The following is a 13,602-nucleotide window of genomic DNA, read 5'->3' as shown; positions in this document are numbered from 1 at the left end:
TTAAAAAGGCTTAGCGTACTTCATAGTTTGAAATTTAGTAACGAGAAATTCTCAGCCCTTATTGGGAATGATACTGAATTAAATAATTCCTAAAGGGGATGGTCATTATGCCTGATAAGTGCGCATAATTGGATCAAATTAATTGGATGAGCGATAAAATTACCCTGAGATTTTGCATTACAGCGCAAGTTTCGAAGCGTAAGGCCAAGGATGGTGTAAAATTTAATTGATCCTACATTAAATGAACGAGACTAATGGATATTTTACAATGCTTAAAAAGTTTTACTACTGTGGTTGAATGTAGTAGTTTTGCCGCTGCTGCCAAAAGACTATCTATTTCTTCTTCCAAGATAAGTAAGCAAATTACTAATTTAGAATCGGAGTTAAAAACCAAATTATTTATTCGTTCCACGAAGCAAATAATATTAACTGATAAAGGACAAATGCTCTATGAGAAGGTAGGGAATTTATTTGATGAATTAAAAGAAATCAAAGAAATAGCTCTTCAAGATCTTCCAATGGGTTTAGTTACTTTAAAATTGTGTTTAACTGTGAGCCCCGCTGTCCTTTATTTAACAAATTTAACAACCCAGTTTATGGAAGCTAATTCTGGAATTGCAATCGAGCTTCATATTGGTTCAAATATTGTTGATATGTATGAATATGACTTTGATTTGGCTATAACCTTCGATGTAATTCGGCAACCTAATATGATTTGTAAAAAATTATTTTCTGTGCAGAGAGATATTTATGCTTCTCCAGAATATTTGGAGACCCATGGCTATCCAGCTACCCCAGAAGAATTAATCAATCACAATTGTTTAATTAATACCATCTATGGGTTACAAAATAAGTGGATACTAAACTCACAAATTATTCATGTATCGGGAAATTTTAAAAGCAACAATGCTGAGGTTTTAAAGGAAGTGGCTTTAAATGGGCTTGGTTTGATTTGGGTACCTTATTTTTCAGTGCGAGAAGAAGTTCAGGCAGGTAAGTTATTGCCAGTATTACCCAATAACAAATCTCCTGAAATTATGCTTTATGCAATTTACAAAAAGCATAAAAGAAATAATGAGTACATTGATTTATTCTTGCAGTATTTATGTGAGGAAATAGTTAGGGATGGCATAATTGAACTTGATTAGCCAGTGCTTATCTAACCGATTTACCTCGCTAATTATCTAAGGCTAAGTTTCAATCGTTCTATTTAACCCACCAATGGTGGGTTTTGTATAAAGACATTTTTATCCGATAAAAGCGAATCAAAAAAAACTTCCATTAATTCAAAACATTTTCTTTTCTTGCGGCAGTTCAATCCGGGCTTGAACTAATTTAAGGATACTATCTGGTGTGTTCGTCACTTAGGGTGTGTATTTTGGAAAATAGATCTTTCCTAATTGGAAATTTAAGAGATTTTTATTTAATTTAAATTAAAAATCAATTGGTTAGTTGGTATTTTCTCTTTTAAATGTGTTTAACGAGAGTTTTGTATTAGATAAACAGACTGGTATTATTATGAGCATTGCTAATTATATTTAGGTGTAACATGCCAAAGCACATTCAATATCTTTATAGAACGAAGCCCGTCTTTGACCTTTGTAATCAAGACAATATAGTTGAATTATATCAAATGATTTCTACTGAACACTTTCTGGCAAATATTCAATTATCGGAAGATGGAGAAGTACGATTATTGAGTGAATGTACATTAGGTCAAATTAGAGCATTTGAAAGTGCATTAATAGAGGAAGTAGGAAAGAATAATTTAAATCCTTTTTTTAGAGCGTATATTCGTAACCTATTTAAGTTACATGAGCTTAGAATAGCAATAGAAGAGAAAACTCAAATATCTGATTCCTATCCTGAAGAGAAACAAAAATGGAGTGAGAAATTGGACCTTAAAACTGCTAGACTTGAAATGCTCAAAAGAAGTAATGAATCCAGTATCAAAGAAATTGAAAAAAATTGTGCAGACTTAAAAGCTGAACGAAATAAATATGAAGTATTCCAATTTGTAGTGTTGGTTTTTACGTTACTACCGATTGTTCCCATAGGATTTCTGTCATCAATTGCCGGTTTAATAGCAGTCCCTGTAATGCTAGCTGTTGCTGCCTTATTAGAAGTGAAATTTTTTGAGTCCGGGAATAGCTTTTATACTGATAAACTGGAGGAATTATATGCGCAGCTTTCTTCCTTAAAAGAACCTATCTCTAATTTAGAGAGGGATGTCAAAACAGCTAGAAGAACTATAGCTTTATTTGAGCAACAAAGTAGTGATGCTCAAGAGCAATTACAAAAATTAAAAGAACAACAAGACAAATTAGAAAAAACGATTGCTAATTTTAACCTCAAGCACTTGGCTCCATTAAATATAAGGGGCACATTATCTAACAATAGCATCTTTAAACCAGATACTACCCTGGTTTCTACAAATCCCCCTGAAGATGAAGAGTCATTAAATCAACATACGATTCTGTAAATTATAGAGGTGTTTAATGGGCATAAAAACGTATATTTACCGCAGAGAAGCTGCTGATAGCCCCACTCGATTAGTTACATCAAGTGGGGGATATTCAATTCCTTCTAATAGTGAAGTGGTAGTTGTATTTCCTAATGGCTTGAGTGATGTTGAGGCTGAATCTTTTTTGGAAAAATTAAATAAAGGAACATCCGATTATCCTGATATAGGGCTAAGCAGATATGTGATCGTTTGTGGTGAAAGGATTCCTGTTGAGATGTACCACTCTTATCGACAATCGCCTAGTCCAAGTAAAACCTTTAGTTTACAGGTTCAGCGATGGTTAGATGGGCAAATTTCCCAGAATGGAGAGCCGTTCTTGCCAATTAACAGTAGAATTGGGTCAGGGCAGCTGACTATTCAACGTCAAACTCAATATCTTTCCCTGATTGATGCTAAAGACAAATTACATGCAGGTGTCCGCTTTGAAACCAGTAAAGTAAAATGTGAATTAGAATCGTGGATCGCTCATAGCCCTCAAATAAATGAGCCTGTGAAGCTTCTCGAGTGGGTAGATCAGTGGATAAATAAAAATTATTCAGAAGAAAAAATTTATGACATATTAGTAGAAAAGCTTTTTAAAGGGGCTTCTGCTTCTACGCATAAATGTGTTGAGGCAGAGTTAGAGGGCTTGCTGCAACAACTTAGGAGTGTTACTGAACGTTGCATCATCTATTTAAAGAGACGCTTAAATGCTCATTTCCTAGCCTTCGAAAGAGCTGAACACCTAAGCGTCATTTTGGATGAAGAGAATAACACAGGTGCATTTAATCTTGTAGAAAATCAAACCGAAGAACTCTTTTCATTTCTTTTGCTCTCTTCAACTTCAACCACTACTTCTAGCGGCCACAATCGTGCAGGAATAGATGATCGTTTAGGGTCGTTGATCACGATGTCTCATACCGCAATTTCTAGCGCATTTTCTGAGATGGGAAATGATTCAAATAACATAATTTCTGAGGACCAGGAGCATAGGACGAGAAAACCTGATTATAGGGAGCAATTGCCTTCACTTGATAAAAATAACACCCAAGAAAACATCGAGGCAGAGAGTGAAGTACAGCTTGAGCACGAAATAAAAGAAACTGAAATAACACGATTTGGGGCTAGAGCAAAACACTTGGTCGAATTAGACATTAGGGAAGAGCCCTCTAATCCTATGATGATCAATCAGCTAAGAAATGTTAGGCAGAAATGGTTTAAAGACGAAGTGACTCGGATTGTTGAACATCATCGGTCAAAAATGGCTACCTTAGGTGGGGAATATGCGATAGATTTTGATACGATGCAAGAAGAAGTAGAGGAAAGAACATTCGGTTTAAATAAGGCTGTGCATAAAGCGAAGAAAAAAAGAGCGTTCCCAGCTACAGAGGTTGATTTAGACCGAGAGGATACCAGAAGCGCTGAACAATATTCAAAAGATTGCAAGAATTTAGCGAGTCAAATTTGCCAACGAGCGCTTAAAGAACTTCAACAAGGAACCGAAGCTGCCAAGATAGTATTATTATTTTCGCGTGGAGAAAAAGCCCAGCCTAGTGAAAAAGTAGTTAAGCCGAGAGCTAAAAACAACCTTGGTGTGGGAGGTTCGATAGAAGGTAAGTATGATTTACACATTACCCAATCGCAGCAATCCCGAAACTATTTTTTCCAACCAGACTCTCTTCGCAATCAAAAACAAAGAACTGGAAGAAAAGCTATTCTTGATGATGCGATTTTAGTCCAGGGCGATGCGAAAAGATCAAGTAAGCGCAGAAAAATCCATCCTGAAGATGAGCAGTTAACGTTCAGTTTTGATGTTACCCTCTATCTTGAGGGGAAATGGAAGCATTTCTCCGCTAAGCAGATTGAAGAAATCTGGGGGCATAAAAAGTTCTTAGGTAAGCCTGATTCTTTTCACCTTAAAAGATTAAAACGCCTCTGTGAGGATACTCAAGAGGAAAAAGAACTTAATTTTAAACCCTAGGCGGCATCGTAGCTGTAATCTATTAAGTCGAAAAGGATATCGAACTTTTTTCTTGATGAGGCAATTAATTTTTCAATATCTCCTTGATTTTAATGGTTTAAATTTGCGATATTTATTTAAGAACTCGAAGTAATCTTATGCCAGCTTAGGACGACGAGATTAATGTGATCCTTATTCAAAGCAAATGCCAAATTAATAAAAGGGGAAGTTAGTGAATTACAAAAGACAATATAAGAAGTATATGTCTAATTTTAGTTTAGCTATTTACCAATGGATTAATATATTTTCTCAAGTTTATGCTATTTTACGAAAATGCATACATACATTAAACAAAGCGAAAGTAATCTATTATTTTCCTTTGTTTCTACTTCTTGGACCTTGCAAAACATATGCTCATACTTCCCTGCTTCCTGAATTGGAAGTTAAACTCCAATCTAATGGAAATACGGTAGTTCCTTGTAATAAAGGGCTAGGCAGCTGTACGATTACTATTGCACAAAACACATCGTGTTTGTCGCAGCCTGGCTCGATACAAATTACCAATACTTCCAACATTGTGGCACAAAATATTAGCGCATTTTCTAATGACATTAATTTCTTAACTTATGTGGTGCAAAATAATGGCTGCCCTCCTCGCTTAGTGCCGGGAGCAAGTTGTATTATCTCTTTTCATACCAATACTGGAGCAACGTTTTTAGTGTCCAATGTGGCTGTTAAAGGAAGGAATACCTCAAGTAAATTTTTTGATATACAAGCAATTAATTGCATTCCCCCTACTGCATTGATTAGTGCATCTCCCTTAGCAGTAAGTATGACCACAACTGGTTCAGGAAATACGCAAAACATTTATGTAGTTAACAGCCCTTCCTCACTCGTGAATGCTGAAGGGATTAGCGTTAATTTAAGTGGAACTGGCGGAGCTATAAGTGCAAGTTATACCAATTGTAGCTCGGTTCCACCGGGAAGTACTTGCACGATTACGTTGACTGCAAATAGTGTGTTGCCAACTACCTCAATTACAATAAAGGGAAGCAATACTAATTTGGTATCGGGAAGTGTCTCTGTTGTATCACCCTCTCTTTCTGTGCCGTCAACAGCAATAATTCCGGTTAATGATCCAACAGGTGTCACTATTACAGTAAGCAATTTGACAGCAGATATAATAACGAATGTAGGGGTTGATTTGTCATCTACAGGATGGGCTGGGGTTACAAGCACTACTTGCCCCATTCTTATAGGCAATGGTACGTGTACAGTAACAATTACATCAAATACACCAATCCCTTATTTGGCTCAAGGAGGAATAATTTTCAAGGGTGATGGCCTGAATGTATCCTCCCCAATTGCCTTAGCTTTTTCAATATATGACTATTTAGTATTCTCTATTCCTGATAGTTCTACTGCTTATGTCGTGGATAATAATGATGCTACTGGTTCACCGGTTATTTGGAGTTCAAATGGACTTAGCGGTACGAGTGCTGATTTTGATTACACCAGCATTTGGGGAGTAGCTGAAAACTCCACAAGTTTAGCCCCTTTTCCTAATACAACAGAACCGTCTGGGCAAACTGCCATTCAATACCCAGGACAGCAAAATTGTAACGGAAATACTGATGGCGCTTGCAATACACAAAATATCTATAGTTATTATAATAACATTATTAGCAGTGCGCCCGTTTCAACAAGCTATTATGCAGCGGGATTATGTTACCAAATCACTGCTGATAATAGTGGAAGTGTACCTGAAGCCACTTGGTATTTACCTGCTATTTGTCAATTAGGGCCTGATGAAGGTGGTGTTAGTTCGGGCTGTACTTCTAGTACTGAAAATATAACAACCAATCTATGGCTACTTGGCTTTGTTTCTAATTTAGCAACGAATCAATTTTATTGGAGCTCAACCCAAGGTTCCAGTAGTCCTATGAGCTCTGCTTGGTACCAGGAATTTCGTCCAGGGCCTGTTTCTCAACCTTTTGCTAATGTTAAATTTGGTGAGTTTTCTGTTCGCTGTGTACGAGCTGTTAACTATTAATTAGGATAACAGAAGCATGTTGGTGGGTTTAGTAAAATATGAAAGCTTATTTGAACGGTTTAAACTAACAGAACGCTTAGAAAATGAGTTGTTTGGCATATACCAACGGGAATGGTTTAATTCCCGTTGAGGTTAGTTATTACTTAATATTTTCGCTAGATAATTTTTAATGTATAACATGGGGATGAATCATCATTTATTATTCTCAAGCCAAAAACGTAAAACGCAACAGGTTTCGTCATTAACGCGGATTATTTGGTGATATAAGGGATCGAGCAATTTGCGATAACCAGCTTTGTAGTAACGTTCAAAATATTGGCAAGCAAAACGCATTTTTTGAGTTCCAAGATAACTCATCCCTCCTTTAATTTTATGGGTTTCCTTTTCTACTTGCTCCCAATTTTGTTGTTCATAAGCTTCTTTTAGTTGAGTAATGTCCTGTTGCATGAAATCAGATATACAGCGTTCAAGTAACGTGATGAGTAATTGCCTATCCGGGCATTGTTTTAATGCAAGCTCCTCATCAAATACGGGGAATTGTTCCAATTGAAACAACTCTTCTTCTGTATCGGGTAAATCCGCTCCTAATGCTAATTTTCCAGGTGCACTACTCGGTGCTTCTTGCTCTTTATTCGTTTCTTTTTGTATTAATTGCTGGATGCACGAGTGTACCAGGTCAATTTGCGCTGGTTTATTTAATACTTCATCCATGCCGCTTTCAGTGCATTCCGCAAGTGCTGTTTCTCTGGCGTGTCCTGTTAATCCAATGATGGGTAAATGAGGCTTGTTTCGTTTTTTTTCTTGTTCTCGCACGCGTTTTGTTAATTCTGTTCCAGAAATTCCCGGTAGCCCTATATCGGTAATCATTAAATCAAAGGCGTGATTGTTCAACAAAGCCAAAGCTTCTTCTCCTGTAGCTGCTGAAGTAAAGGTATAATTTTTTTGTGTTAAAAGGAGCTCTAAAGCTTTTAAAGCAATAAAATTATCTTCCACTAAAAGAAGATGAAGTGTTTTAGGGGACGAAATTTGGGGTATCTGTAGGGCATGATTTTTTGTAATTTGTTCAGGTTCTTTACCTAAAGAACACTCTAAGTCAAAATGAAAAGTACTCCCCACACCCTCCTTGCTGGTTAATGTAATATGCCCACCAAGTAGCTCAACATAGGTTTGGGCAATGTGTAATCCTAATCCATGCCCGCTATAGCTACTGTTGTAAGATGAACTGACTTTAAAAAATCGGTTAAAAACTTGAGATTGAACAGCTTCTGGGATGCCAATCCCTGTATCGGAGACACTAAACTTGAGATGTACCTTGTCGTTATCACGGTGCAAACAATCAATGCTGAGTGTAATACAGCCTGATTGGGTAAATTTAATAGCATTTCCGGTTAAGTTTAATAAAATACGATGGATTTTATTGTGGTCGCTTTCAATATAACGGGGTACATTCGGTGCAATGTTTGCTCGCAATGTTAAATGTTTAAGGGTGGTGGCTGGAGACTCCAGGCGAATTAAATCATAGATGCATTGATGCACATCAAAGCATTCTGTTTTAATATCATTTTCACTTAGATTGTCAGCACGTACATCGTCTAAGACTTCATTGAGCATATGGAGCAGCTCTTCACCGCTATCATGTAGCATATGAGCTTTTTCTTTATCCTGCGGGTCTTGTAGTGTTTGTTCTAAAATCCCGGATAGCCCAATAACTCCAGTTAATGGCGTTCTGATATCATGACTCATATTGGCTATGAATTCTGTCTTGGCCGCATTTGCTGCTTCGGCTTGTTTTTTAGCATGCTCCAGTGCTTGTTCCATTTTAATTCGTTCGGTGATGTTTACTGAAATCCCTAACATTCCAGTAATGATTCCTTGTGCATTCTTCAATGGAACTTTCTTTGATAAATAAATCTCTTTCGTTCCATCGGATTGATATAATGGTTCTTCAATACTTAAAGAAATGCCTTTTTGAATCACCTCTTGATCTGCTTTTTTGTAATGGGCTCCAGATTGTTCATCATAAAGATCGCGATAGGTCTTTCCTATGATGTCATGGCGTGATTTTAGGCGGAGCAGTTTAGCCATGTCGTTGCTACATCCTAAATAAATATACTCTGTATTCATCCAGTACACACTAATGGGAATCTCAGCAATAATGTTTTCCATATAGTGGTATATGTCTTGGTGCATGTGTTCATTTTTTTGAGAATTTTGTGTCAAGGGAGTTAATAAATAACGGCTAATGACATCCCAGTTTTGACTGTCAGATGAAGGAGAATGCTCTGCCTTTACAATGAGGCCTTCGTATTTTTTTCCTTCAATGTGAATAATCGCAGGGCAAAGAGCATTTTCTTCTAAAGAGGAACATGTATAGGAGAGTTTGTGCCCTAATAATTGGTCCTTTTTTATATTCCATGCTTTTTCTGCTGAGTCATTGATTTTTAGCACCTTGTCATGTTCTGATATCAATAAAACAGGGTTCGGGATGGCATCGAGGAGCGATTGCACTACCTGTAGATCAACGGATATGGAGTGTCTCTTTCTATTCATGGTCTTTATCCATTAAGCTATGATGGATTAATTTTGCTAATACTTTGCTGTTTTCTTCATAAAACATACTTTCATGATCACCGGGCGTCAAGTAACATTCAATCGGTACGTCAGCATATTGATCCCACCAATTGAGTGGCGCATCATATTGAAATAAAGGAGATAAATGACTTGCTTTAAAAAGAATTAAAGGCGCTTTAATTCGAGGCATGGCGTAGCGCATAAGCATTTGCTCTCGATGCCACTGCATTTCCAGTAAAAAATTAGCATTTTTCAGGTTATTTTTTTGATAATCCTCTAAAAGACGGGTGTTTTGCTCTTGCATCAGTTCTTTAAAATGCGCTTCATTACTTTGAAGAGCGGGATATTCAGCCCAACCATCTAAAGAAATAATAGCTGCTATGTCTTCATTTCTGTTTTGTAATTGTTTTGCTATTTCTATCGCGACAGATGCGCCGAAAGACGCGCCACCAATAAGATATGGACCCTGTGGTTGAATGCGTTTGATGTTCTCAATATAACAGCTGGCCATTTCTTCTAAGTGCTCGAATAGAAACGATTGGGTTTCTAAGGCAGGATCTTGAAGGGCATATAATGGACGTTGTTTATCAAAGTTCTTTGCCAGAGCGGTATACCAAAAAACGCTGCCGCCTACTGGATGGACTAGAAAAAGTGGTATTTTATGGCCTGATTTTTTTAATGGGATTATGGTATGAATATCACGGGAAAAATTAAAGGGGCTTTTTTGGAGTAATCGCTCTATCTCTTGAGCAAGAAGGCGAATACTAGGGTAATCAAACAATGCTCGAATACTTAGCTTAATTGATAGCCGCTCATGAATGCCCGAAATAATTTGCATGGCCAGAAGAGAATGTCCTCCTTGCTCAAAAAAATCATCATCAATGCCTAATACCTCTTTTTTTAAAACATCGCACCAGATGCGGTGTAGTTGTTTTTGTGTTTTTGTTTCTGGAGCTATTTGTTGTTGAGTTGCAATAGAGAGGTTTTTTATTGGCGTTGGAACGTGCTTTCTATCGAGTTTTCCATTCGGTGTAAAAAACAGTTGTTCTACGATGTAAAAACGAGATGGAATCATGTAGTCTGGAAGCTCTTTCTTCAGCGTTGCACGTAACTCATTGGCACTGATGTGAGTATCTTCCTGTATGACTAAATATGCTGATAAAGACACAGCGGTGTCTGACGTTCGTTCTGGTTTCACCAAACACTGATACACCGCATGGATTTTTTCTAAGCACGATTCAATTTCACTAATTTCAATACGAAAGCCTCGAATTTTTATTTGCTCATCTGCACGTCCATGGTATTCAATCGCGCCATCACTATGCCATTTCACTAAGTCACCTGTTTTATAAAGACGCGTTTTAGGGTGGAATGGATTGGGAATAAATTTTTGCTCAGTTAAGTGAGAATTATGAAGATACCCTTTTGCTAATCCATCACCGGAAAGATAAAGTTCTCCCAACACTCCGGCAGGAACCATTTTCATGAATTGATCTAGGATATAGGCTCTGGTATTAAAAATGGGAGTTCCAATTAGGCTAATTGAACGTTCACTGTCTTCAATAGAACAAGTACGAGTTACAGCATCAATAGTGGCTTCTGTTGGACCATATAGATTATGCAGTTGCGCCTGGAAAGTATTGTGCTCGTAAAAGCCATGAATAGTTTCAGGTAGTAAGGCTTCACCACCACAAAATAAGTGACGTAGCGAGGAGCAAGAACCAAACCCTTGAGTAAGTGTTATTTCACGAAGCATGGAAGGTACAAGCTGAATAATTGTAATTTGATTTTGGATAATTAAATCAATTAATTCTTTAGGATTTGTATGTGCTTCATCAGGCGCAATAACCAGAAGCCCTCCAACAATCAAGGGCATGAAAATTTCCCAAACCGATGCGTCAAAAGAAAAAGGGGTTTTTAATAAAAAGCGGTCATCTGGTTTAAAATCATAGGCTGTTTTCATCCACGTCATGTGATTACAGGCCGCTTGATGTGGTATGCCGACCCCTTTAGGTGTTCCAGTCGTTCCTGAGGTGTAAATGATGTAAGCTAGATCTGATGATTGAGTTTTTATTAATGGTTGGGTTGATACGAATTCGCGATAAGGTACCTTATTGGGGTTAATAATGATTCCGTTGTAATCTGATAATTGATGAGATAAATGCGGTTCATGAGTAATAAGGTAGCGGGTCTGGCTATGTTTTAAGATGTATTGAATACGTTGATGAGGATAATGGGGGTCAAGAGGAAGATAAGCAGCCCCGGATTTTAAAATGCCTAAAATACTAATGAGCATATCCAATGAGCGATGAAGATGTACTCCAATACTGTCGTTAGGTTGTACACCCTGATGAAGTAAATAATGTGCTAATTGATTTGCTTTTTTATCCAATAGCTCGTAGCTGATGGTTTGTCCTTCAAAGTAGGCTGCTGTTTTTTGAGGACTTTTTAAGACCTGTTGTTCTATCTTTTGATGTAGTAATTGGGTGGAGTCATATTCGAAGTCTGTATTATTCCAGGAGTTCATCAGACCAAGTTCTTCCTGGCTTAGTATGGTTAATTCATAGAGTTTTTTATCGGGATGAGCCAGGGCATCTTCTAAAAGCAATGCCAAGTGTTCTTCTACACGATTAAAGAAAGCATAAGAGGACTCATTGTCTTGATAATTGGTCTTATTATGAATATGGAGGCCAGAGCCATTTTTGGAAATAGATATAATGAGTTTGTATTCTTCCGTTGAGGTACTTATTGGCTCCTGGTCGTTAATAAAACGAATTAATACTTCTTTTTGAGGTACTTGTAATTCTGGATAGCGTACAAATAGATCGTTACAAAAAGTGTCGTGTTGTGTTAATCGAAGTATCTCATTTGTGACTTGAGATAATGTTTCGCCAAAGGATAAATCGTGGCTCAAATTTGTGGTTAATGGATAGGTTTCGGAGAAAAAGAAGGAGAACTTCCCTAATTGCGCTGAGCGCTCTGAGTCACTAATTTGTAGTGAAAAATTTTTATAATCATTGAGCCGATAAAGATAAGTCAAAACAACTGTAAGTAAGAAATGATCAGGTTGTATGGTCATCGTGGATGAATAATGGTGTACTTGATGGCTAATATGTTGTGGTAGAACTAAGGATGAACGACGTCCTGAATCAGATTTTTGGGCTCTGTTTAATGGTGCTAAAAAAGATAAATCATGATGAATATAGTGCGTATATTCCTGCACCCAAAATTTCTCTATCTTAGGCATTGAGACCATCAGTGGGTATTCTAACTGATTTATATTGGGTAGTATTTGACCTACTGAAAGAGCACATAGGGTGCTCCAACGCTCCATATCGTAAATTACGCCTTCTGCATCCATGATACTTAATAACGCAATATCAACTGTATTTGTGGTAATTTGTACTTCATTTTTAGACAAATGTACTATGGTACCTGGTACACCCTGAGAGGTTACATGCAAAATGCGATGAGCGTTGATTATGTACCACTGATCATTAATGAATAGTTTCGCGGTGGCTAATTCGTTACGATAAGAGCCAAGAGAGAGTGCGCGACATAGACGGTCGATGTCATCAGCGCTGGAATCCCAAGCTACAAAACCGAGATTTTTAGGTTTATTTTTTAAACCATAATACGAACGGTGCTCTAAATTTTGTGGTACAAGGCATTCTTTATTTGATGCAAGTTCATCCACCAAACTAGCAAATGACTCAATAGCTGCTTCATAGCACTTTAAATTGAGATTTAAAGCCGTATCCTCTTTTTCTATTGGGAAAACGCTTTGTTTTACAATAGCACCCGCATCAATTTGGGGTTCAATGAGGTGCCAGCTGATGGCGTGTTCTGATTCATTATTTAGGATAGCCCATGAGGTGGCGTACAGCCCCGCATATTTTGGTAAAGGTGAGTTATGGTAGTTAATAGCATGAAGCCTTGGTGCGCGAAGAATTGACTCAGGAAGGATCACATCATTGACAATACTGAATAAGTAGTCAAAAGAGGTATGAATATGTCGCTGTTCGAACTCATGAAGACTATTAATGAATGGAATATTATGCTCTTGGCACCAGGCTTTAATTTGATGAGATGTAGAAATAATCCCCCATACCGAATGATTTTTTTCTACTAATATAGAAGCACAGTGCATTGTAAGTGTGTCATTGCCAATGACATAGCAACTGAAAGATTGTTTTTTTTCCATATATTCTCTTTTGCATCAAAGTTAAATTATTTTTAAAATCAGTCTGTTGTAAAAAACGACACTTTGTTTTTATTCATTTTAGTTAGTGTTTATGATAAAAGCCAGAAAACTTAAAGAAACTGAATCACTCGTATTTTAGGTTTCAGGTCTATAAATGCTCATTTTGGAGCCACGCTAAAAATTTCATTACGCTCAATTTGAAAAAAGCCTTAAGAGCTGTGCTAGTGCGGCTGATTTAAAAACTTGGTTGGCCAATTTATTTATTTCTTCAAGGTTGGAGCAGTAAGATATAAAAAGAAAAATAGTTTTTT

General features: G+C 37.2%; 6 protein-coding genes. 4 read left to right on the top strand and 2 right to left on the bottom strand.

What is annotated here, in order from left to right:
* Window positions 1-254 precede the first annotated feature (254 nt).
* The 4 genes from J2N86_RS14895 (at window position 255) to J2N86_RS14880 (ending at window position 6,516) form a co-directional block, all read left to right on the top strand.
* The gene (locus J2N86_RS14895) at window positions 255-1,148 is read left to right on the top strand and encodes a LysR family transcriptional regulator (protein ID WP_252582493.1); all 894 of its coding nucleotides are present in this window, start codon (window positions 255-257) and stop codon (window positions 1,146-1,148) included.
* A gap of 401 nt (window positions 1,149-1,549) precedes the next feature.
* Window positions 1,550-2,482: a hypothetical protein gene (locus J2N86_RS14890; RefSeq protein WP_252582492.1), complete on the top strand. Its 933-nt coding sequence runs from the start codon at window positions 1,550-1,552 to the stop codon at window positions 2,480-2,482.
* A 16-nt stretch (window positions 2,483-2,498) separates the two neighbouring features.
* Window positions 2,499-4,484: a hypothetical protein gene (locus J2N86_RS14885; RefSeq protein WP_252582491.1), complete on the top strand. Its 1,986-nt coding sequence runs from the start codon at window positions 2,499-2,501 to the stop codon at window positions 4,482-4,484.
* Window positions 4,485-4,695: 211 nt separating this feature from the next.
* Window positions 4,696-6,516 carry a DUF1566 domain-containing protein gene (locus J2N86_RS14880; RefSeq protein WP_252582490.1) on the top strand — a complete coding sequence of 607 codons (1,821 nt, stop codon included), beginning with the start codon at window positions 4,696-4,698 and terminating at the stop codon, window positions 6,514-6,516.
* A 192-nt stretch (window positions 6,517-6,708) separates the two neighbouring features.
* Here the strand turns inward: J2N86_RS14880 and J2N86_RS14875 are convergent, their stop codons facing one another.
* Window positions 6,709-9,066 (bottom strand): PAS domain-containing hybrid sensor histidine kinase/response regulator, encoded by a 2,358-nt coding sequence (locus J2N86_RS14875; RefSeq protein WP_252582489.1) that lies wholly within the window; start codon window positions 9,064-9,066, stop codon window positions 6,709-6,711.
* The gene (locus J2N86_RS14870; RefSeq protein WP_252582488.1) at window positions 9,059-13,291 is read right to left on the bottom strand and encodes an amino acid adenylation domain-containing protein; all 4,233 of its coding nucleotides are present in this window, start codon (window positions 13,289-13,291) and stop codon (window positions 9,059-9,061) included. Before J2N86_RS14870 ends, J2N86_RS14875 begins: the two co-directional genes overlap by 8 nt.
* Window positions 13,292-13,602: the final 311 nt, after the last annotated feature.

The sequence above is a fragment of the Legionella lytica genome (assembly GCF_023921225.1).
Taxonomy (GTDB): domain Bacteria; phylum Pseudomonadota; class Gammaproteobacteria; order Legionellales; family Legionellaceae; genus Legionella; species Legionella lytica.
The sequence above is the reverse complement of the archived record's forward strand: the minus strand, read 5'-3'. Positions and strand labels throughout refer to the sequence as shown.